The sequence below is a fragment of the Bacillus sp. M13(2017) genome (genome assembly GCF_002218325.1).
Classification (GTDB): domain Bacteria; phylum Bacillota; class Bacilli; order Bacillales; family Bacillaceae_G; genus Bacillus_A; species Bacillus_A thuringiensis_K.
Genome location: NZ_KZ268518.1, coordinates 17,605 through 40,274 on the forward strand (window position 1 = coordinate 17,605; position 22,670 = coordinate 40,274).

Sequence of the window (22,670 nt, forward strand, 5' to 3'; positions counted from 1 at the left end):
AATGATGAGACCGGTAGTAGTAAAAGAAAAACAATTAAATGAGTCACAAATACATGCTGTAGAAGATGAAGTTAGACAAGCGAAAACGATGGATCGTGATATCGTAACACATGCGATGAAGCAATCCATTGCGAAATTGAATCCGAAAGTCATGATAAAGAATCCGATTATGTTCGTTGTGGAAATTGGATTTATCATTACGTTCATTTTATCTTTTCTTCCAAGTAGTTCTAGTAGTATACCAGGTTGGTTTAATATAACAGTTTCTCTCATTCTATTATTTACAGTTTTATTTGCGAATTTTGCAGAGGCATTAGCAGAAGGTCGTGGTAAAGCGCAAGCCGATTCTTTAAAGCAGTCGAAGAAAGATGTGTTTGCAAATGTTGTAAAAGAAAATGGAGACATTGTCCAAGTTTCAGCAACTGATCTTACAAAAGGTGACGTTGTTATCGTAAAACAAGGAGAAATGATTCCAAGTGATGGTGAAGTAATCAAAGGGTTAGCATCTGTAGATGAATCTGCAATTACAGGGGAATCAGCTCCTGTTATAAAAGAAGCAGGCGGTGATTTTTGTTCCGTAACAGGTGGAACGATGGTCGTAAGTGATGAAATTACAATTGTCATTACGAGTAATCCTGGTGAATCATTTATCGACAAAATGATTTCTTTAGTAGAAGGAGCTGCTCGTCAAAAAACGCCGAATGAGATTGCTTTAAATACAGTATTAACGAGCTTAACTCTTATTTTCTTGATCGTCGTTATGACGTTGCCGATTTTTACAAATTATTTAGGTTTTCAAATTGATACTGCTGTGCTAGTTGCATTATTAGTTTGTTTAATTCCAACGACAATTGGTGGGCTATTATCGGCAATTGGTATTGCTGGGATGGACCGGGTAACAAAATTTAACGTGTTAGCGATGTCAGGGAAAGCAGTAGAAGCTGCGGGCGATATTAATACAATTATTTTAGATAAAACAGGTACGATTACTTTTGGGAACCGAATGGCTCATACATTATTACCTGTAGGAAATGAAACGATTGAGCAAGTTGGAAAGTGGGCTGCTATTAGTTCTGTTTTAGATGAAACACCAGAAGGCCGATCTGTTATCGAGTATGTGCAGGGAAAATCTATATCATATAATAGAGAACTTGCAGAACAAGGTGAGTTTGTTCCGTTTAAAGCAGAAACGAGAATGAGTGGTGTTGATTTACAAGACGGAACGAAAGTGAGAAAAGGTGCTGTAGGTGCCGTTATTGAATGGGTTGAGTCACAAGGCGGAACAATTCCGAAAGATGTAAATCAAAAAGCAGACTTAATTTCAAAAGAGGGCGGAACACCACTTGTAGTTGCAGTAGATAATCGTATTTATGGCTTAATTTATTTAAAGGATACAGTAAAACCGGGTATGCGTGATCGTTTTGAACAGTTGCGCCAAATGGGGATTAAAACGGTTATGTGTACAGGTGATAATCCGTTAACAGCAGCAACGATTGCAAAAGAAGCAGGAGTAGATGAATTCGTTGCCGAGTGTAAACCAGAAGATAAGATTGCTGTTATTAAAGCAGAGCAAGATAAAGGGAAGCTTGTAGCGATGACAGGTGATGGTACAAATGATGCGCCGGCATTAGCACAGGCGGACGTTGGATTAGCGATGAATAGTGGTACGACAGCAGCGAAAGAAGCGGCGAACATGATTGATCTAGACTCGAATCCGACGAAAATTATTGAGGTTGTAGGAATCGGTAAGCAATTGTTAATGACGCGAGGTGCGTTAACGACGTTTAGTATTGCGAATGATATAGCGAAATATTTTGCAATCATTCCAGCAATGTTTACACTTGCGATTCCGCAAATGGAGGCATTGAACATTATGAAATTAACATCACCACTGTCAGCGATTTTATCAGCATTAATATTTAACGCTGTTATTATTCCATTACTCATTCCGTTAGCGATGAAAGGTATTGCATATAAACCGATGAGTTCTAATGCATTGCTTAGCCGAAACTTACTTATTTATGGGCTTGGCGGAGTTATCGTTCCGTTCATTGGAATTAAGGTAATTGATATGATTGTCGGCTTGTTTATATAAGGAAGAGGGGAAAAAGATGGAGAAGAAACAAAGTATACTATCACCAATTATCCGTATTACTTTTACATTTCTAGTGTTGTGTGGACTTGTATACCCACTTATTGTTACTGGTATTGCACAAGCAGTGATGAAGGATAATGCGGATGGAAGTCTAATATATAATGATAAAAATGAAGTGATTGGTTCTAAATTAATTGGTCAAAACTTCACGGATCCACGTTATTTTCAAGGGCGTGTTTCTAGTATTGAATATAAGGCTGAAGCATCTGGTTCAAATAACTATGCACCATCTAATCCAGATTTAGCAAAACGGGTAGAGAAAAGTATTGAAGAGTGGAAGAAACAAAATCCAACTGTTCCAGTTACAGAAGTGCCGATGGATTTAGTAACGAATTCAGGTTCAGGGCTAGATCCTGATATTAGTCCGAAGGGGGCGTCCGTACAGGTAGAGCGCATCTCGAAATTAACGAGAATCCCGAAAGAAACGCTGGATCAGTTGATTAAAGATCAAACAGAAGGTGCAGCACTTGGTTTATTTGGAGAAGATCGAGTGAACGTCTTAAAGCTAAATTTGGCATTACAGAAATTAATGAAATAGTAACAGTGCTACCTCAATCTAATGGATTGAGGTAGCGTTGTTTCGAATGAAAGGTAGTGTTTATTTTGTATGCAGATGATTATGAACCGAAGTTTCAAAGGCGAACGCCAGAGGAATATTTAGAATATATTCGTCAGCAAAATCGCGGAAAGTTAAAGCTATATGTAGGAGCAGCTCCAGGCGTAGGAAAAAGTTATAAAATGCTCTATGATGCTAGAGAGATGAAAAAGGATGGTACGGATATTGTAATTGGTTTAATTGAAACGCACGGGAGAAAAGAGACAGAAGACGCAATTGCTGATTTAGAACAAGTTTCTTTAAAAGAAATAGATTATAAAGGGAAAGTGTTTTATGAACTCGATGTGGAAGGAATTATAAAACGGGCACCGCAAGTCGTTGTTGTGGATGAACTTGCGCATAGTAATGTTCCTGGTTCTAAACATAAGAAACGTTATATGGATGTGCAGGAATTGTTAGAGGCTGGTATATCGGTATTATCAGCTTTTAATATTCAACATTTAGAAAGTGTTCATGATATTGTAGCTCAAATTACGAATGTAAAAGTAAGAGAACGAATTCCAGATTTTATTTTACAAAAAGCAAATGAAATTCAGCTCGTTGATGCAACGCCTGAGGTATTAAGGAAGAGACTAATAGACGGAAAGATATATAAAGAAGAAAAAATTCAGCAAAGCTTACAAAACTTCTTTACACTTAATAATTTAGGAGCACTTAGGGAATTATCACTTCGAGAAGTTGCCGATGATATGGACGAGAAAATTAGCCAAACAGTAATAGAACCAATTGGCGTAAAAGAAAAAATTCTCGTTTGTGTACAATACAGTTCAACAGCGGAGAAATTAATAAGACGGGGATGGCGCATGGCTGATCGGTTAAATGCTGAATTGTACGTATTAAACGTTGAGAGGGAAAATATAGATTCTATTTCAGCTGGAAAAAAGCAGACGATTGAAGAGTGGAAGTTGCTAACGAATCAATTTGATGCAAGCTTTGTATTAGAAGAAGCAAAAGGAAGAAAGCCAGCAGATGTTATTATTGAAGTGGCAAAAAGATTACAGGTGACGCAAATTTTACTTGGACAATCGGCAAGAACAAGGTGGGAAGAAATACGAAAAGGCTCTATTGTAAATGAAATTATGAGACAAACAAAATTTATTGATATTCATATTGTTGCGGATCAAAGAGGGTAAAATAGAGCTGACCTTTTTGGGGCCCTATTTTACTTTTTGTACAGCATGAAAGCGTAGCATTTTCATTGCATATAAGATTACAAGTAAAAACATAATTGCGCCTAGGAAGAAAATCCAAAAGTATTTTTGGTTAAATAAAAGAAATCCACCTATAAGTGGCCCTGTACCCATACCAAGATAGCGGATGAAGTTGTACATACCGATAGCTGTTGCGCGTTCTTGTACAAATTCTTCTGTTAATAAAGTAGTATGAGTTGGCATAGAAAGTCCCATACTAAAACCGTACAAAGATGTAACGATAATGATGAACGTGATATTGATGCTATATGTGAAAGAGAATAAAGTGACACATATAATATTGAAGAAACTTGTAATGAATAAAGCTTGCTTTGTTGTGAGGCGTTTTTGCAAAAACTTGTAGCAATAACTTCCTAGCATAATAGAAAGAGACATCGGTACAAACATAAGACCAATTTCACTTGCAGTTAAGTGAAATGAATTTGTTAAAATGCTCGGTAAAAAAACGAGGAAGCAAAAGTAAATACAAAATTGAATGAAGCCAATAAGAGTAATAGAAAATCCAGTTTTATTTTTTAAGATAAACCAGTAATTCTTTTTTGCTTGCGGTTGTTTACTTACAGTTGGTTTTGTTTCTGGAAGTAGTGAAATATTTATCGTTAATAAGAGAATGCCAAGTATAGATAAAAAGAGAAATACGGATACGTGGCCATTTATACTGCCTAGATAACCACCAATGAGAGGGCCGATCGCAGGTGCAAGAGCAAGTAACATTTGATACAGGCTCATTGCTTCTCCTCGTTCTTTTCCTTCAAATAAATCGCCGATAATCGTTGCTGCTACTACAGGTATAGCTGCTATTCCTATAGCTTGAACAGCTCTGAAAAATAGAAATACATATATGTTCGCTGAAAAAGCACATCCGATTGAACCAATTGTACTAATGATCAAACTAGGGATAAGGACAGATTTTCTCCCTCTTGTATCAATCAAAGGTCCATATATGAGCTGCATAATCGCAAGAACGAATGTGAAAAGGGAAACTGTTACATTTACAAGATAAAGAGAAGTGTGAAAAGAACCTTGAATCATGGGCAAGATAGGCGTGTAAATATTTTGAGCGAAGGAACCGAGTAAGGCACTCATACAGACGACATATAAAATGAAATGTATTTTGGATTTTTTCATTATGTTAACCTCCTTGTCATTTAGTTTCCTTGGAAACTAAATTTATTTTAACATGATTTTCTCACTTGTAAATATGAAAAAATGATTTTAAAATGGTATATAGTTAATTTGTTTCTTTAGAAACTCAGGAGGCGAACGGATTGGATTATGCAACGAAACAAATGGAAATACTTTCGGACATTCGTACACTTTTGCATAAAAAAGAAGAACATTTGAAAGGGCAAAATGAGAAATTTCTTCGTGAGACAGGTATAAGTGGTATGTCTTTATCTGAGTTACATGTGATCGAGTGTATCGGGAAAAATGGTTTGATGAATGTAACTGCTATTACGACAGAAATGGGAATGACGAAGGGTGCAATCTCTAAAATTTGTACAAAGTTGTTTCAAAAGAAATTCGTTGAGAAGATGCAAATGTTAGATAATCAAAAAGAAATCTTCTTCCGTTTAACGGAAAGCGGAAATGAAATATATAAAGCTCATGATAAATTACATAAACAAGCTGAAGAAAAGTGGCTGTTATTTTTAGATAGATATACGAAAGAAGAGCAAGATTTTATTCAAAGATTTATAAAGGATGTCTCCAACCATTTGGAAATATAATTGGAAGAAAAAACTCCTTTTTCTCAAGTCTTTTGAATATAATTTCTGAAAGAACTCATATATAATAGAAAAAGATACTTAACATGGTGAATAATTAAAGAGTCAATATATATAGAGGAGAGAGTAACATGCTTGAAAATACGGGGTTAGTATTAGAAGGCGGCGGTATGCGTGGTGTGTACACGGGCGGGATATTAGAATACTTTATGGAACAAGATTTATATTTTCCATATGTAATCGGTGTATCAGCTGGTGCTTGTCATGCAGCGTCGTATCTTTCCAGACAAAGAAATAGAAATAAAACAGTAAATATTGATTATGCATCACACCCAAAATACTTATCGTATAAAAATTTATGGAGAAAACGCCAGTTATTCGATATGGAGTTCATTTTTCATGAGATTCCAGAAAAGCATGTTCCGTTTGATTTTGAAACATACTTTAATAGCCAAGAGCGTTTCCTTGTAGGAACGACAGATTGTGAAACAGGACAGTCTGTTTATTTTGAAAAAGAAGGAACGAATGATGATGCACTAAATTTATTACAAGCATCTAGTTCATTGCCTTTCATTGCACCTGTAGTAAATTACCGTGGTAAGCAATTATTAGATGGCGGGATTTCGGATCCAATTCCAGTTCGTAAAGCACAGGAAGATGGTTTTAAAAAATCAGTCGTTATTTTAACGAGAAATCATGGTTACGCGAAGAAAAAATCAAAGTTTGGATGGGTTGCAGCGAAAGCTTATAAAAAATATCCGAACCTTGTTAACACGATGCTGAATCGTTATGAAGTGTATAATGAAACACTTCACTACATTGAAAAAGAAGAACAAGCTGGGAATTTATTTGTTATTCGTCCAGAAGTGCCGCTTCAAGTAGATCGTATGGAAAAAGATACAGCAAAACTACAAAATCTATATGAGCAAGGCTATGAAGATGCAAAGAGACAGTTTGCAGATTTGCAGGCGTTTTTGCAAAAATAATAATTAGGCTGTGGAGATGGAGTTCTCTGCAGTCTTTTTATTATTGGTTTCAATACCGAATATTGGTTATACACGTTTTTAGATTATGGTATAATATGGATAAAAGTATGTGAAGAGGTGATACATATGGAAAATGTATATAAAGGACTTAGACATACTGGATTTATTATGATGTTTATTTTTGGTAGCGTATTTTTACTTCGCTGGTTTATTCATGATGAAATGTTATTAGATCAACTTATTAGTTTTAGTGTGGGCATAGTAATGGTTATTTCATCAGTTTTCATTCAAAAGTGCAGTAAAGAATTAAAGGTAGAAGAGAAGTATTAAAAGGTTATAACCTTCTTCATATTTTGGAGGTGCCTTTATAGTTTGAATGATTGTTGTAAAAGAAAAGTAGAGCATCGGATTTCGATGCTCTACTTTTTTAATGTGGTAAGAATATTAATTGATAAGCAAACAAAATTCCAAATACATATACAAGTGGGTGAACAGCACGGAATTTACCTTTTGCTACTTTCATAAGTGGGTATGAAATAAATCCAAGTGCGATACCTGTTGCGATACTTGATGTAAGTGGCATGCTTAATATTACTAAGAATGCTGGGAATGCTTCATCAAATGCGTCCCAATCGATGTGACGAACTGAACCCATCATAAGACTACCAACGATAATTAATGATGGGGCAGTAATAGCTGATACACCAGAAACGGCACTTACTAATGGTCCAAAGAATGCTGCTAGTGCGAATAGAACAGCTACTGTAACAGTTGTTAAACCAGTACGACCACCAGCTGCAACGCCAGCAGAAGATTCAATGTAAGCTGTTGATGGTGTTGTTCCGAACATAGAACCGATTGTTGCCGAGAATGAGTCAGATAGAAGAGCTCGTCCAGATTTTGGAAGTTTCCCATCTTTCATAAATCCACCTTGTTGAGCTACCCCAAGTAATGTACCTGTTGTATCGAACAATGTAACAAGGAAGAATGAAAATACAACGCCGTACAATCCGTAGTTAATTACATCAGATACAGCAGTAATTGGATTTGAAACGATAATTCCTTCTGGTAATCCAGGCATTGATGTAACACCATTTGAGAATGTTAATTGTCCTGTGAAGAAAGCGATAATACCAGTTAATAGCATGCCGATAAATAGTGCGCCATTTACATTTAAAGACATAAGGATAATAGTAATTCCAAGTCCAGCTAATGCTAGTAGAACTGGAGCAGAGTGAAGATCACCAAGTCCAACTAAGTTTGCATCATTTTTTGTAACGATACCTGTTAAACGTAAACCGATAAAGGCGATAAATAGCCCGATACCAGCAGTAATTGCATGTTTTAAGTTTTCAGGAATTGCTTCCATTAATTTTGTACGGAAAGATGTAAATGATAGCAAAATTAAAATCATACCTGCTACGAATACAGCAGAGAATGCAATTGCGAAAGTCATGCCTTCATGTGCTTTTACAACAGAGTAAGAGAAGTAAGCATTTAATCCCATACCTGGCGCGATTGCGATTGGTAAGTTTGTAAAGATTGCCATAAATAATGTTCCGACAACAGCAGCAATAATTGTTGCTGTAAATGCTTGTTCAAATGGAACACCTGCATCCCCAAGGATGACAGGGTTTACGACAATGATATATGCCATTGTTAAGAAGGTAATAATACCTGCCATAATTTCAGTTTTAATAGAAGTTTTATGTTTTGAAAGGTTAAACATATAAACATCCTTTCTGTTTACGAATAATTTTCACAACAGTTATATATAATATTCGTTTTTTAACTATTTTGCAATAGTTTTGCATAAAAAGTTTACAACAATTCATATTTTGTGTCTTAAATTCGAATATTAATCGTAATATGATGTGCGAATTCCAGTTTTTATTATGCACATTATAAGAAAAAGGAGTTGAAAGAAGCTATGCCACAGCAAAAAAACTTTGTAACAATGCCGGCGCAACATCAAAATAAACAGCCTGGCATTGAATCATTAATGAATCCTCTACCGCAGTTTGAAGATCCCAATTATAAAGGAAGCGAAAAGTTAAAAGGAAAGAATGTATTAATTACAGGTGGAGATAGCGGAATTGGACGAGCTGTTTCCATCGCTTTTGCGAAAGAGGGAGCAAATATTGCGATTGCGTATTTAGATGAGGAGGGGGATGCTAATGAGACGAAGCAATATGTTGAGAAAGAAGGTGTAAAGTGTGTATTGTTGCCGGGTGATTTAAGTGATGAACAGCATTGTAAAGATGTTGTTCAAGAGACCGTCCAGCAGTTAGGTAGTTTACAGGTTTTGGTAAATAATGTCGCGCAGCAATATCCGCAGCAAGGCTTAGAGTATATTACAGCAGAACAGCTAGAGAAGACTTTTCGTATTAATATTTTTTCTTATTTTCACGTTGCGAAAGCCGCGCTTTCTCATTTAAAGCAAGGTGATGTCATTATAAATACAGCGTCTATCGTTGCATACGAAGGAAATGAAACTTTAATTGATTATTCCGCAACGAAAGGGGCAATCGTAGCTTTTACAAGGTCACTTTCCCAATCGTTAGTGCAAAAAGGGATTCGTGTAAATGGTGTTGCGCCAGGACCAATTTGGACACCACTTATTCCATCAAGCTTTGATGAGAAAAAAGTATCACAGTTTGGGAGCAATGTTCCGATGCAAAGACCTGGTCAACCATATGAATTAGCGCCAGCATATGTATATTTAGCGTCTAGTGATTCATCCTATGTTAGCGGACAAATGATACATGTAAATGGGGGAGTTATTGTAAATGGATAGTTTTCATTTATAAGAGCAAAGTAATGTTAATTCCACTTATTATAGTGAGCACTAGGGGGGATATAGCTGAAAAAGTCATGTTTCGTCATACTATTATTTTTCATCCTACCGGTTAGTGCTTTTGCTAATACAGATCATTTAATATTAGTAAATCTTACGACAAACCAGTTGTCTTTTTTTGAAAATGGAAATTACACAAAAACATTTCCAGTAACGACTGGAAGAGAGCGTACACCTACGCCTGAAGGTAACTTTTGTATTATAACTAAATTTAAAAATAAAGAATACCATCGAAAAAAAATACCTGGGGGTGCACCGAATAACCCTCTCGGTACGAGGTGGCTGGGACTAGATAAGAATGAATATGCGATTCACGGGACAAATCGGGAATGGACGATTGGAAGTAGGGAATCAAATGGTTGTATTCGCATGCATGACAGGGATATACAATGGTTATATGACCGAGTACAATTACAAACAAAAGTAATCATTTCTCGTTTTCATACGAGTCCCGAATATGAAGCGAATAAGCTTGGTTATCGCGTTGTGAGCTGGAATGGTCGAAAAATAGAAGAAGAACAAATTGGAGTACTTACGCTAGTAGACCGCGCGGATATATATTGGCAAGAACCAAATGGACAGTTAACGAAAGTGAAAACGGTATTGCCAAATGAAAGATATCCAGTGTACTCAAAACGAAAAGATGGAATATATTATATAGGAAACAATTCGTATATTATAGATGAAACAGGAGAGAAAATTCGTTACGAGCAAATTCCTTCTTCGATTTTAAGTAATATATATAAACGGAAATACAATGTTCCGTAATGGCTACCGTATTATAGACGGTAGCTTATTTATACTTGGAGTTTAACTGCAACTATTGTATTTTGCTGAATATAATACAGTACAGATAGGGGGCGGTTATATTATGAAAAGTGAATTTGCGTTTAAAGTTTTCTTAGTAACGACCTGTTTATTTATCGTGTATTTATATGCGTTTCTCGTCTTTTCTTTTTATGTTCCATATGTTGATTTAATATTGTTCTTCGGATTTATTTGGGCGTTTGTGAAAGCAAGGGAAGGAGAGAAGAGTATATATCGGCGCATTACCCTATGCGGGACGGCCGTTCTCGTTATTTTGTACTTTTTTATTATGCATGATTTTTGGAGAGGAATGTAAAAAAAGCATACGATTAATCGTATGCTTTTATATCTGTTAATGATGGAAGAGAGGCAATTGCACCGTAATTTGTACATGTGATAGCGCCTACTTTATTTGCAAAGGAGATAAACGCTGTTAAGTCTTTGAAATGATACGAAAGTGTATGTTCACTTTGGGCAATCTGATATAACATTGCTCCAACGAAAGCATCACCAGCACCAGTTGTATCGACTTGTTGAATGGAAATAGAAGAGACAATGGTTTGACCTTCATTTGTCGCAAGAAGGGTACCGTCTTTTCCAAGTGTAATAGCTACTACTTTTGCGCCATAATTTAATAATTTGAGTGCAGCTTGTTGTAAATCACTTTCTTTAGAGAGCATAGTAGCTTCCTCTTGACTTACTTTTACGAAGTGTGCATGTTTTATAAAGGTTAGACAATCTTGAGAGAATTGTTCTGTATTTGTAATGAGTGCACTTCGATAATTTGGATCAAAAGAAATAAAATGGCCGTTATCTTTCGCATATTGTAACAACTGGAAATACGTTTCTTTTAATGGGCTTGATAGTAAAGCTGTCGCTGAACCGAAATGTATTAAATCATTTGTTTGTATTTTTGATAAATCAATGCTATTGAATTGATATTCACCATCTGCACCACGCATAAAAGTAAAATCACGTTCGCCATCTTGATCGATGGATACGAATGCAAGTGTTGTTTGTTTATCTTTTATGAGCATGGATGTATCGACTTGCGCACGCTGTAAAGTTTGTTCAAGAAACTCACCAAATGGGTCGTTTCCTACTTGCCCCATAAATGTAGCGTGTCCACCTAATTTTGTAATCGCAGCAGCAACGTTAGCGGGTGCTCCACCAGCTTTTTTTTCGAAATCTGAACCGTTTACTAAAGAAACGTTAGTATTTCGGCACACAAAATCAATTAATAGTTCACCTATACAAAAGACATTTCTCATACAATCCCTCTTTTCAGTTTATATTGTGTGATGGTAAAGTTTAGTTTTGCATCTGAAAAGATTGCGATATGATGTTTCATGTCTTTTCGAGGAAAAACTCGGGACGTAAAGACTGTTGAACCATCGTATAAGAAAATTTCCACGATGCTTTTATCTACAAATATTTGTAGTTCTATCGTATCTTGAATATCGATTTTTTTACAGCGTTCAAATCCATATTCTCCGCCAAATTGATGGTAGAAGTTGCCCCTGTCTATAGAAATAGTACCTTGTTCCCGATTAAATGTAATGGGGAAACATTCCTCCTCATTGTGGAAGAGAGAAAGCCCAAAACGCTTTGCATCTTCTGTTTTAAGTGTAACAATTAATTCATAGGAGCCTTCATCATCAAGCGTTGATAATACATTTAATCCAGCTGTTATATCTCCTGAAATGTCTTTTTTTGTTGTTCGTAGTTTTGTTAATTCTGAAACTGGTTTTTGTTTTATGATGTTATCTTCTAATGTTAATTCACGTGGAAGTGTTAGGCAATGAGCCCACATATAATCATCAGAAGGATATGTGATTTCACTTGATCCTGCCCAAGCAAATAATAGGCGACGACTAGTAGCGTCTTCTAAAGTTTGAGGGGCATAAAAATCGAATCCTTTATCAGCTTCGTAATAGGAATCAATATGGAAATATAAATTTTTAATATCGAAATGACCTATAGCATAAACGACATTGTATACATTGTGAAAGTTTTCTCCGTCTTTTTCAATTCCTTGCGGTGAAAAGAGAAGTACATCTTTCCCTGATAATTGGAAGTAATCGGGGCATTCCCACATAAATCCAAATTCTTTTAAATTTGTTGTAATTTCGCCTTGGAAATGCCAATTGTATAGGTCTTGTGATTTGTATAGTAATAGAGTTCCTGTTGTATTTTCACGTTGGGCACCGAGTAACATATAGTACATATCATTATGTTTCCAGACTTTTGGATCACGTACATGTTTTGTATATCCGTCAGGAATTATATCAATAACAGGATTATTACTATATTTCGTCATCGTATATTGTGAATCCATTGTTGCCATACATTGTTTTGCATCACGGGAATCATCAGGATTTTTTATATTCCCTGTATAAAGTAAATGAAGAAGGCCATCTTTTACGATAGCACTACCAGAATATGCACCGTGTGATTCATAGCTTTCAGTAGGGATGATGGCTACAGGCATACGCTCCCAGTTAATAAGGTCTTTTGACTTCACATGTCCCCAATGCTTCATTCCATGAATGGGACCAAATGGATACCATTGATAAAAAACGTGATATTCATCATTGTAGTATGATACACCGTTAGGATCATTCATTAATCCAAATGGTGGATGGATATGATAAATTGGTTTCCATGAATCTTGGTTTGCAATTTCATATAAAGAATGTAATTCGTCTTTATTAGATTGCAGTATTGTTTTATATTTTGACATAGGTTTTCACCCCGTTATTATTTACTTTCTTTATATAAAATGAATGTGGCAACAAAAGCAGTGATAACTGCAATAGCGAAGCCAATTATATAGTGAATCATGTTCATCATGCCAAGAGGTGCAACAATTGTAAGCATCGGAATACCTGTTAAACCGTATGCGTTAGCTGCTACTTGCATCCAAACAACGTAAGCGCCTCCAATTGCGCCGCCAATAGCTGCTGCAATAAATGGTTTACCTAGTTTTAAATTGACACCAAAAATAGCTGGTTCTGTAATTCCTAAAAATGCTGAAGCTGCTGCCGGAATTGCAATTTCTTTCGTTTTTTTGTTTTTTGTTTTGAAATAGACAGCTAAAGTAGCGCCGCCCTGTGCAACGTTCGCCATTGACCAAATAGGGAGTAAGAAATTGACACCGATATCTTTATTTGCGAGTAAGCCTGCTTCAATAGCATGGAAGCTATGATGTAAGCCAGTAAGAACAATTGTTGAATATAGACCACCGAATATAAGACCAGCTACTGGTCCTGCAAATTGATAAATTGTATTTAAAAGGTACGTAATACCGTCACCGATTTTATATCCAATTGGTCCAATAATAATAAGTGATAAAAAGCCAGTTATAATAATTGTTAAGAATGGTGTAACTAATAAATCTAAAGAGTTCGGAACACGTTTTCGAAGTTCTTTTTCAATTGTACTCATAACGTATACGCATAATAAAATAGGTAAAACAGTACCTTGATAGCCAATCATATCAATATCCATGCCAAGGAAATGTAAAACAGTTGGTTTTGCATTTGAAAGAGTCCAAGGATTTGTTAAGCTTGGGTGAGTTAATATACCACCAACAACTGCCCCTAAGAAAATATTTCCACCAAATTCTTTAGCGGCACTTACTCCAATTAAAATAGGTAAAATAATGAAAGCTGCACTTGAGAACATATCAAGTAATTGGATAAGTGAGTGATCTCCAGGAACTAATTTAAACGCTTTCAACATTCCGAGTAGACCCATAAGTAAACCGCTTGCGACGATAGCTGGAATAATTGGAACGAAAATATTGGATAGTGTCTTTGCTAGGCGGGCGATAGGATTCATTTTTTTCTTAGGTATATCGTTTGATGTTGTAGAATCTAGTTCGGCTATTCCAATTAGTTTTGAGAATTCATCATATACTTTGTTTACTATGCCAGTTCCAAAAATAATTTGATATTGCTCGGTCGTTGCGAAAGCACCTTTTACTCCATCGATGTTTTCGATTTCTGCAGCGTTTATTTTCGTATCATCCTTTAATATAAGACGAAGGCGAGTCGCGCAATGTGTGGCACGAACAATGTTTTCCTTTCCACCAATGTTCTGTAATACTTGATTTGCAATTTGTTTCATATCCATAAAAATTCCCCCTTACTATAAATTTCTCTTGTGGAACCGGTTCCGCAATAAGTTAAAATAAAAAACAGGGAAATGATGTTGAAAATCCTGTTTTTAAAATGTGGAACCGGTTTTAATTTTATTATAGAGCGCCTTTATATTTTGTCAACGCTTTCTTGGATTTTTAATGTATAACGAGAGTGTAATATTTTTGGTATAGTTTTGTTTTCAACAAGCTGTGAAAGAGAAGTGGCAGCAAGCTTTCCAGCATACTCATAGTCAAACGCAATTGTCGTTAAGCTAGGGTGTACCATTTCTGAAATATCATATCCACCGAATCCTGTTACAGAAATATCACCTGGTACAGAAAGGGAGTGGGAGTGAATCACTTTCATTGCGCCAAGAGCGATGTTATCTGTAGCACATACGATAAGAGTTGGGCGATTATTATCTAAAATATGTTGTACTTGTTTCATGGCATCTTCTATGCGGAAAGTTGTTTCGTAATATGAAACGTTGCAAGCCGGTTCTAAATTTTCAATTGCTTTTTGAAAACCATTTTTTCGATTTATTCCAACAGAAATATCATCTTTTTCTATCCCTAAATAGGCAATATGTCGATGACCTTGTGATAACACGTATGCCCCTAACTCATAAGCTGCATCATAATCATCGTGAACGAGGCAATATTGATCTTTATATTCTTGCCCGACGAATAAAATAGGGATGTTTGAATTAGCCATAATTTTTTGATGTTCATTCGTTAATGTTTTTGTTAATAAAATAATGCCAGCTACTCTTTGTTTTATAAAGTTTTCCATAGCTTGTATTTCAGTTTCGGTTGTTTGATTTGCATTTGCTACAAGCATTTGATAGTTATTTTCCTGTAATGTTTTATCAATCCCGATAAGTGTTTTCATTGTAGCGAAGGAGTCTAATCGGGGGATGATGACACCAATTAAATTTGTTGTTTTTGCTTTTAAACTTTGAGCAAATGTATTGGGAGAGAAATTTGTTTCCTGAATAATACCTTCGATTTTAAGTTTTGTTTTATCACTTACATATCCGCCGTTTAAGTAACGAGAGACTGTGCTTTTTGCAACTCCAGCCAATTTGGCGATATCTGCAATTGTTTTAGCCATAGTATTTCACCTTCGTATTCATAAAAATGTTAACTTTATTATAGGGAGAATTAGAGATGACGTAAACAAGAAGAGGGAAAGAAAAAACCACCTCACGTATATGAGGTGGAATAATTGTTAATATCTAGGCTTAAATGTATGACAACAAGTCTCTACACTCGTTGCTACAGAACTTTCTAGCGTCTCGTTTGTTAAAACAGCAGCTGTATATGAATCATTTTCAGTTTGACCAGTTTCATCTGCATCAGGCTGAACGATGATCGCACTTGCTTGACAAAAGTTACCTTGTCCCCAAAAAGAACAGTTGGAAACAGAACATCTTACTTCTGGCATAAAACTCCCTCCTTATACATTAGTTTGGGATTTTACGCCCATTTCATGTGTAGAAGGAGTTTCCTTTTCTCGTTACTTTTTCGTTTGCTCAAGCCATTCTTTTAATTTGTCTTTCGGCTGTTCACCGCTAATACGGCTCACTTCTTTGCCATCTTTAAAATGAATGATTGTTGGTGTACCTTGAATTTTATATTCATCCCAAGGAGCATCTAATTTTTCAATATCCATAACTTTCATATCAACGTTCAAGTCTTTAGCCATTGGTACTACGACAGGAGATAATTTTTGACAATGAACGCAAGATGTTTGATAAAAGTATACTGTTTCTTCTTTTTTCTCTTTTAAGTTCTTTTGAAGATCTGAAAGAGAAATTTTATTTGTGTAGTAGTCAGAACCGTTTGTCTTACTTTCAGTAGGATTATCAATTTTTTGGCTAGTAGCATTTTTTTCTTCCATTTGTGTTACTGCAAAAATTGCCACGAACAAGGCGATAATAATACCACCAAATATAAGCATTTTTTTCATTCTTTCATCTCCTTATTTGTTTTTGATGACAATAAAGCTACAAACAGCGATTGTAATAAAGCCGATAAGTGCTAAAAACGGGATTGTCACAAAGCCGAACCAGTTTATGTATTCTCCCGTACATGGTACACGTCCACAAGCTGCCCCAGCAGCTGAAAATGCTGCGACTTTTTGAATTGCATAGTGATATAAAGAAATACAAGCGCCAATAGTTGCGATTGGTAAAGAATAACTTGTGATGCGATAGTCTTTTTTTGCTACAGCAATACCAAGCCATAAAACGAATGGATACATAAAAATGCGTTGATACCAACAAAGGACACAAGGCTCAAATTTCATGATTTCGGAAAAGTACAGACTTCCTAGTGTAGCAATAAAAGAAGCTCCCCATGCGGTAAGTAAAGCATATTCTTGCTTTTTTTCTCGTCCCATATTTTATACCTCTCTTATAATAGTTACATACTAAATTATAGTATGAAGTGGTATGGAAAAGAAAGAAAAAATATGTTTATCAATAAAAGTTTTATAAGAGGAAACTTTTATTAGTATTAATATTTTAAAAAAGCGCCATTCTCTGGAAGAGAATAGCGCTATATTTTACATTTGAATTTGTTCTACTTCTTCTACATGCGACTTTTGGGATGCGTGGTCAATATATTGAAATAGGAGCTGCAATTGTTTATCAACTTCTGGCAGTTCTTTACTGTATTGATAAGCGTGTAAAAAATGCTCAATACGCTTAGAAAATAATTGATCGTTCGTTTGAACCATGAGAACGAGTAATTTATCCCAATTACAGCAATACGTGTAATAGAGAGCTTTATCATAGTCGTTGTATGTTTGCACTGTGTACCCTCCTTACCGAGAGTTATATATAGTGTGTGATAAGTAAGGGGAAATACACTTGAAAGAATTTGTTAAGAAAAAAAGTGAATGAAAAGAAAAAACGAGGAGTTTCCTCGTTTTTTAAGCTTTTGGCATTGGCGTAGGTGTTGGTTTGCCATAACCTTCTTTGTATTTATTATCGATATAGTTACGAATTTCAAGCGTTGATTTTCCTTTTTGTTTCATGGAAGCAGATTCAACTGCGATTTCTAGGCAATTGACGCAAGTCGTTGCGTGGGAATCCCAAACAACTTCACCATTCTTTTTAATTTCACGAATAAAGCAGTTTTTATTATTTTTATGTCCTACACTTTCACCGCAACCACAATAGCATGGAATCCAATCTAATAGCTCTGCATTTTGTCCAGCGACGGTGTAGATATCTTTCATTTGTGGATCAAGCTTATCTAGGAAGGCCGGAAGTGTGTCGACTCCTTTTGTTTTCTCTTGAATGTCAGCTTGCTGAGTGTGCGATGCATGGTCATGTTCTTCTTTTTTTGATTCAGAAGATTTTTGGTCATTTGTACCAGTACTTCCGCATCCAGCAAGAATTAAACTTAGTACTGCAAGTAAAGAAAATACATACTTTTTCATTCGCTTGTCCCCTTTACAAATGTATTAATCAAATTGTATCAGAGATTACGGTGTATCGGTTGAAGATTTTTTTGACTGATTTTTGAAGCGCCATCTTAGCGAATGAAATAGAAATAAAATTGGGATATAAGCGTATACAATATATAAACCAGCTTGAGATAGTATGGTATTTAATGTGTTGATACTTTCACGGTTTGTGAAAAGCAGAGAAGCTGAAAATATGATGAAAATAAAAAACGGTAATGTAAATTTAAATGAAATATGAAAGGAGCGCTTCATCGTTTGACATGATGACCAAATAGTTAAGCAAAGGTTTGGTAAAATAATTAAAAACCAAACGAAAATAATAATATATTCAAAACGCTGAATAAAAGGAACTTTAATTATTTTTAACATCGTTAAAGTAGGCCAAATAGTACGGTTTAATTGTCCCTCGCTATAATACATAAAAGATACGATAGCTAAAATTACATAAATTAAGGTGCTAAAAGCAATTCCAGCATGGGCCCATCTTTTTAAGGATTTTCCTTTTTTAATAAATGGATAGAAGATTAAGATTGTCTCGAAACCAAGAAACTCTAACGCAGAGTGTTTTGCTGATATAAGCATGTCAAAAGGTGAATGTGTAAAAATAGGTAAAATATTGCGGAAATGTGCATATTTCATTGGATAAATTAAAAAGAATACAACGAAAATAGGTAGAACGACTCCCCAAAAACATATTCCGGTTACAGAGCGAAATCCACCCTTTATAATATAGCAAGTCACTAATAAAAACATAAAGGTTAGTTTCCATAACTTAATGGTAGGGAAAATCCAAACTTGTATTACTTCCATATATGTACGAAGAACAGTAAGGCAAAATAATAAGCAATAAAGAGTGAAAATTACAGAAAATATAGAGCCAATCCATTTTCCAAAGGTGGTTGTATGAATGCTAATTAAATCTCCGTCTTTTTCAAGCATTTTTAACATACAAAACAGTACAATATGAGTTGCAATCCCCGCAATAATAAGAGAAATCCAAGCATCATAACCTGCATTTTTCAAAATTACACGTTGATAGCCGAGAATTCCTATGCCGATTTGGAGAGAATGCAATAAAATAAATGCAAAATATGGAGAGACAGTTTTTGTCTTATTCATTGTATTCATTGCTCATTTCACCTCACTATTCCCCGATTCCAGATTGTACAATATTAAGATCTAAATTTATATCCACCGCTACGTTTTTATACATATTTCGAATTTGTTTTATATTCCATTTTCTCGTATGGCTTCTAATTTCATCTCGTATTCCTAAAGGGTCAATTTCCTTTTCTTGAAATTGTTTTATTAAATCTTCACAGTCTTTTTCAACATTTTGTTCAATTTGTTTTTTTATATAATTGATATTTGTTTTTTTTCTTAGATCAATCCAATTAGGAGAGTTTTTAATTAATCCATTTAATTTTAAATGAATTTTTACTTTTGGTATGTCGCCAGTTTGATCTATATCATACTTATTTTCTCCAGCTAAGTTTTGTATAACAACCATACCTTTATGCTTATCCTTTTTTATTACTGCTTCGTAACGTCCATTTTTCGTAGGATTAATAAGTAATTTTGCTAAAACAGAATGTCTTTTATCTGTATACATGACTACTTTATCGCCTTTTAAAAAGGCAAGTCCTTTGACAGCGATAGAATGATTATCGTCCATTTTAATATAAGGAACATAGGCATCACATACAGAAGAGTAATAATTATATAAAAAAATGTTTAATGTGGTTTGTGGGATGTTCTCATTTCTTATATTTTGCTCGAGTAAATCAGCGATATATAAAGACCCATTTTTTTTTCCGTAATTTAAAAGCTCTTCAGCCGATCCATCTACAATTGCTAGTTGTACATCACGCCCGATATTTGGGTCACGTTGTAAGTTAGTAATAATCTCTCCCATTCCGCGTTCTCCTAGAGCCTTTCCAAATAGGACAACACGCATTTGACCTACAACAACATTGTGAGGAGATTTCGCATTCAATCGTGAAGCAATTGTTTCAAGTGAACGGGCAGATGTTGTTTGAGTCTCTGGCTTAGACTTTACACCATGTGTGTACTCTGGGAATAGAATAGTTCCTTGGAATCTTTTGTTTTTTGTGATATCAAATCCAGCAATATGAATAATACGCTGTGCATCTACTATATACGTTTGTGTACAGCCAGTTTGTAAAACGAAGAAGATAATGATAAGGTGCAATAAAATTTTCTTCATTCATTCTCACCATCACGTTTTTGCTTCGATTTGTTTGGATTATAGCGCCATTTTGATTTTGGTCTAAGAAAAGAAGGTCTTTGAGCCGTTTGGCTAAATGGTAATCGAAGAAAACCTTCTGCTGTACCTAAACCACGAAATGGATATAAAGGTAATAAATAAGGTGATCCAAGTGATTTTAATTTAATTAAATGAGCTAAAATAAATACAAATCCGACAATAAGGCCTAATCCTCCAAATGCACCGGCTAAAAGAATAAGCGGAAAGCGTAATAAACGGATAGTAGAAGACATCTTTACAGTCGGTGTTGTGAAAGATGCAAGTGCGGATAAAGCAACTGCAATTAATAAAATTGTACTTGTTAAAGCTGCTTCAACAGATGCTTGTCCAATTACAATCCCCCCAACAATCCCAATCGTTTGTCCGACTTTCGTTGGTAAACGTGCTCCTGCTTCACGAAGCAATTCAATTGTAATTTCTAAAAAGAGTGCTTCTAGAATAGGAGGGAAAGGTACGTTAGCTCTCGAGAAAATAATAGGACCTAGTAAATCAGCAGGAATCATTTGATAATGATATGTTAAAGCCGCTGTATAAATAGCGGAGGAAAAAAGAGAAAATATAGCTCCGAAAAAACGAATAACACGAAAAAAAGATCCAATCATCCACGGTAAATAATAATCTTCTGGTGAAATGAAAAAATCCAGTAACGTTGTTGGTCCTGATAAAGCATATGGAGAGCCATCTGTTAAAATTAAAACTTCTCCGTTAATTAATGCAAATACAGCTCGATCTAATCGTTCTGTAGGTAATAGAACGGGAAAAGGTGAATTGCTATTATCACTAATAAATTGCTCAATCATAGTTGCATCAAATGGGACATCAAAGTCAATGTCTTCTAACCGTTGAATTGCGGTGTTGACAAATTGTTCATTTGTAATTCCTTCTATATAAGCAACTGCTACTTTCGTTTTTGATATAGATCCGACGGTAACTTCTTTAAAAATGAGTTGCTCCGTTACGATATTTCGGCGTAATAAGTGGATATTTGTATCAAGGTTTTCAACGAAACCGATTTTAGGCCCGATTACGCTATACTCATTTTCTGTATCGTTATATAATCGTTTTCCTAAAACAGTACTTTCGGCACGAATTAAAGCATATTGATCAGGATTCGAAGTGTTTTTTAAGCGTATTAAAATATATCCACCTAATAATTTTTCACGAATATCATCAATAGAAGGGGAGGTAATAATGTCTTCAATAGAGATGATATTATATAAATCAGAGATGTTTTGGATTTGTTCCGATTCCTTTTTTATAGGAGTTAAAATGAATTGTTTAATAATAAGTGCTTCCACGACAGATTTATAATAAAACAAGCACAACGTTTCATCTTTAAGTATGTTATAAGAGACAAAATCGCTTGATTCTTTCATGGTTTGTATAAATTCTGGAATAGAACAAAGTGTTTTTGTATTAGTCTTTTTTGATTTCTTAGATGATAAACCGAACATTTTCTCACCCCTAACTTACATCATTTACTTGTGTTAGTTTTTGGGAAAGACGGGAATTTATACTTAAAAATTGAAAGTTCATAAAGAAAAGGAAGAGTAGTGAATGTCTCTTCCTTTTTAGCTGTTTAATTTGTTTTTTGTTCTTTAATAGACTTCACTAATTTCATCATTTCCGCTCGTATATCTTCTCTTTTTACATTTAATTTTTCGGCAATTTGTTTCATGTCCATTCCATCTTTTTTCATCTTTAACACATCATCAAGAGGGGTATTGCTTTTTTGAGAGATGATTGTTAACACAGTAAGATGACGCAATTTGATGTTATATTCTTTCATTTTTTGCTTTAGCTGATCCGGTGTGGATTTTTGCATAGTTGCTAACTGTTGTAGCAGCGCTTGCTTTGTTTCTTTATTTATATGATGCTTTTTCAGCTTACTTGGATCTACACCGAAATGCTCGGCTGTTTTCTCCCAAGATTTATTTTGCTTATAGTAAGCTAAAACATCTTTAATTTCTTTTTTACTCATTCTTGCAATGTGAGCAGCTTTCCAAATTTCATGTTTGTTATAGCCGAGTTTTTCGAGCGACTGCATTTCTTCTTCTGAAATTGGTTTATGTTGATGGAATGTTACTTCTTTTGGCGTGGCAGCGGAAGCGGGGAAAGTAGATATCCCACATAATAATGCTGTCATAGTCATGCTTAATGCAATTTTTTTGTACATATAAATTCCTCCTAGATGGATAATGTGGAAAACTGTACATATATCATTTCCATAAAATGTGAAATACTTGTGAACAAGTTAAGTTTTTTTATTCACAGTATGGAATGACGTTTTTAGAAGTTTTCCAACATAAAACATTGATTAATAGTAAAAAACTAAGGTATAATCGAAATTGAAAATCAATATCAATACTAACGATAAACTTATACATATAGATAAAAATAAG

The 22,670-nt window shown here is 35.0% G+C and carries 24 protein-coding genes; 9 read left to right on the forward strand and 15 right to left on the reverse strand.

Going from position 1 to position 22,670, the window contains the following annotated elements; genetic code table 11:
- Nucleotides 1–4: 4 nt before the first annotated feature.
- Genes kdpB through kdpDN form a run of 3 tightly spaced genes read left to right on the forward strand, consistent with a single transcriptional unit; the run spans nt 5 to nt 3,904 of the window.
- Complete coding sequence (gene kdpB / locus CGQ22_RS27670; protein WP_001247994.1) at nt 5–2,095, forward strand: potassium-transporting ATPase subunit KdpB; 2,091 nt, start codon at nt 5–7, stop codon at nt 2,093–2,095.
- A gap of 16 nt (nt 2,096–2,111) precedes the next feature.
- Nucleotides 2,112–2,693, forward strand: a complete 582-nt coding sequence (gene kdpC / locus CGQ22_RS27675) for a K(+)-transporting ATPase subunit C (protein ID WP_046946542.1) — start codon at nt 2,112–2,114, stop codon at nt 2,691–2,693.
- A gap of 56 nt (nt 2,694–2,749) precedes the next feature.
- Complete coding sequence (gene kdpDN, locus CGQ22_RS27680; protein ID WP_003300067.1) at nt 2,750–3,904, forward strand: KdpD-like non-kinase potassium sensor; 1,155 nt, start codon at nt 2,750–2,752, stop codon at nt 3,902–3,904.
- A gap of 24 nt (nt 3,905–3,928) precedes the next feature.
- Here kdpDN and CGQ22_RS27685 read toward each other — a convergent pair whose 3' ends face one another.
- Complete coding sequence (locus tag CGQ22_RS27685) at nt 3,929–5,110, reverse strand: MFS transporter (protein ID WP_089149614.1); 1,182 nt, start codon at nt 5,108–5,110, stop codon at nt 3,929–3,931.
- A gap of 140 nt (nt 5,111–5,250) precedes the next feature.
- Here CGQ22_RS27685 and CGQ22_RS27690 point away from each other — a divergent pair, with 140 nt between their 5' ends.
- The 3 genes from CGQ22_RS27690 to CGQ22_RS27700 all read left to right on the forward strand — a co-directional run bounded on the left by CGQ22_RS27690 (nt 5,251) and on the right by CGQ22_RS27700 (nt 7,025).
- Nucleotides 5,251–5,712 (forward strand): MarR family transcriptional regulator, encoded by a 462-nt coding sequence (locus tag CGQ22_RS27690; protein ID WP_000384217.1) that lies wholly within the window; start codon nt 5,251–5,253, stop codon nt 5,710–5,712.
- Nucleotides 5,713–5,840: 128 nt separating this feature from the next.
- Complete coding sequence (locus CGQ22_RS27695) at nt 5,841–6,695, forward strand: patatin-like phospholipase family protein (protein WP_000892695.1); 855 nt, start codon at nt 5,841–5,843, stop codon at nt 6,693–6,695.
- Between the two features lie 126 nt (nt 6,696–6,821).
- A complete protein-coding gene (locus CGQ22_RS27700) occupies nt 6,822–7,025 on the forward strand; it encodes a hypothetical protein (protein ID WP_046946545.1) in 204 nt (67 codons plus the stop codon).
- A gap of 97 nt (nt 7,026–7,122) precedes the next feature.
- On the opposite strand, the gene CGQ22_RS27705 is transcribed toward CGQ22_RS27700, so the two are convergent.
- Nucleotides 7,123–8,424, reverse strand: a complete 1,302-nt coding sequence (locus CGQ22_RS27705) for an NCS2 family permease (protein WP_089149615.1) — start codon at nt 8,422–8,424, stop codon at nt 7,123–7,125.
- 201 nt (nt 8,425–8,625) lie between these two features.
- Here CGQ22_RS27705 and CGQ22_RS27710 point away from each other — a divergent pair, with 201 nt between their 5' ends.
- The 3 genes from CGQ22_RS27710 to CGQ22_RS27720 all read left to right on the forward strand — a co-directional run bounded on the left by CGQ22_RS27710 (nt 8,626) and on the right by CGQ22_RS27720 (nt 10,675).
- Entirely contained in the window at nt 8,626–9,492 is an 867-nt protein-coding gene (locus CGQ22_RS27710; RefSeq protein ID WP_001136284.1) for an SDR family oxidoreductase, read from the forward strand.
- Nucleotides 9,493–9,558: 66 nt separating this feature from the next.
- Nucleotides 9,559–10,320, forward strand: coding sequence for a L,D-transpeptidase (locus tag CGQ22_RS27715; RefSeq protein ID WP_033669406.1), 762 nt, complete (start codon nt 9,559–9,561; stop codon nt 10,318–10,320).
- A 103-nt stretch (nt 10,321–10,423) separates the two neighbouring features.
- Entirely contained in the window at nt 10,424–10,675 is a 252-nt protein-coding gene (locus tag CGQ22_RS27720) for a hypothetical protein (RefSeq protein WP_000834195.1), read from the forward strand.
- A gap of 13 nt (nt 10,676–10,688) precedes the next feature.
- Here the strand turns inward: CGQ22_RS27720 and CGQ22_RS27725 are convergent, their stop codons facing one another.
- The 13 genes from CGQ22_RS27725 to CGQ22_RS27785 form a co-directional block, all read right to left on the reverse strand.
- The gene (locus tag CGQ22_RS27725; RefSeq protein WP_001246642.1) at nt 10,689–11,630 is read right to left on the reverse strand and encodes a carbohydrate kinase family protein; all 942 of its coding nucleotides are present in this window, start codon (nt 11,628–11,630) and stop codon (nt 10,689–10,691) included.
- Nucleotides 11,627–13,102 (reverse strand): beta-fructofuranosidase, encoded by a 1,476-nt coding sequence (gene scrB / locus CGQ22_RS27730; RefSeq protein WP_000049745.1) that lies wholly within the window; start codon nt 13,100–13,102, stop codon nt 11,627–11,629. Before scrB ends, CGQ22_RS27725 begins: the two co-directional genes overlap by 4 nt.
- A gap of 17 nt (nt 13,103–13,119) precedes the next feature.
- Nucleotides 13,120–14,496 carry a sucrose-specific PTS transporter subunit IIBC gene (locus CGQ22_RS27735; protein WP_000367316.1) on the reverse strand — a complete coding sequence of 459 codons (1,377 nt, stop codon included), beginning with the start codon at nt 14,494–14,496 and terminating at the stop codon, nt 13,120–13,122.
- Nucleotides 14,497–14,630: 134 nt separating this feature from the next.
- Entirely contained in the window at nt 14,631–15,617 is a 987-nt protein-coding gene (locus CGQ22_RS27740) for a LacI family DNA-binding transcriptional regulator (protein WP_001140399.1), read from the reverse strand.
- 117 nt (nt 15,618–15,734) lie between these two features.
- Nucleotides 15,735–15,950, reverse strand: coding sequence for a DUF1540 domain-containing protein (locus CGQ22_RS27745; RefSeq protein WP_001115482.1), 216 nt, complete (start codon nt 15,948–15,950; stop codon nt 15,735–15,737).
- A gap of 72 nt (nt 15,951–16,022) precedes the next feature.
- Nucleotides 16,023–16,475 (reverse strand): thioredoxin family protein, encoded by a 453-nt coding sequence (locus CGQ22_RS27750; protein WP_000738451.1) that lies wholly within the window; start codon nt 16,473–16,475, stop codon nt 16,023–16,025.
- A 12-nt stretch (nt 16,476–16,487) separates the two neighbouring features.
- The gene (locus tag CGQ22_RS27755) at nt 16,488–16,907 is read right to left on the reverse strand and encodes a disulfide formation protein C (RefSeq protein WP_089149616.1); all 420 of its coding nucleotides are present in this window, start codon (nt 16,905–16,907) and stop codon (nt 16,488–16,490) included.
- Nucleotides 16,908–17,072: 165 nt separating this feature from the next.
- A complete protein-coding gene (locus CGQ22_RS27760; protein WP_001195459.1) occupies nt 17,073–17,321 on the reverse strand; it encodes a YhdB family protein in 249 nt (82 codons plus the stop codon).
- A 120-nt stretch (nt 17,322–17,441) separates the two neighbouring features.
- A complete protein-coding gene (locus CGQ22_RS27765) occupies nt 17,442–17,954 on the reverse strand; it encodes a PCYCGC domain-containing protein (protein ID WP_000761025.1) in 513 nt (170 codons plus the stop codon).
- Nucleotides 17,955–17,999: 45 nt separating this feature from the next.
- Entirely contained in the window at nt 18,000–19,109 is a 1,110-nt protein-coding gene (locus tag CGQ22_RS27770) for a GerAB/ArcD/ProY family transporter (protein WP_001095033.1), read from the reverse strand.
- Nucleotides 19,110–19,125: 16 nt separating this feature from the next.
- Nucleotides 19,126–20,208 (reverse strand): Ger(x)C family spore germination protein, encoded by a 1,083-nt coding sequence (locus tag CGQ22_RS27775; protein ID WP_000722250.1) that lies wholly within the window; start codon nt 20,206–20,208, stop codon nt 19,126–19,128.
- The gene (locus CGQ22_RS27780; protein WP_089149617.1) at nt 20,205–21,722 is read right to left on the reverse strand and encodes a spore germination protein; all 1,518 of its coding nucleotides are present in this window, start codon (nt 21,720–21,722) and stop codon (nt 20,205–20,207) included. Before CGQ22_RS27780 ends, CGQ22_RS27775 begins: the two co-directional genes overlap by 4 nt.
- A gap of 125 nt (nt 21,723–21,847) precedes the next feature.
- On the reverse strand, nt 21,848–22,444 hold the full coding sequence (locus CGQ22_RS27785) for a hypothetical protein (RefSeq protein WP_089149618.1): 597 nt from the start codon (nt 22,442–22,444) through the stop codon (nt 21,848–21,850).
- Nucleotides 22,445–22,670 lie beyond the last annotated feature (226 nt).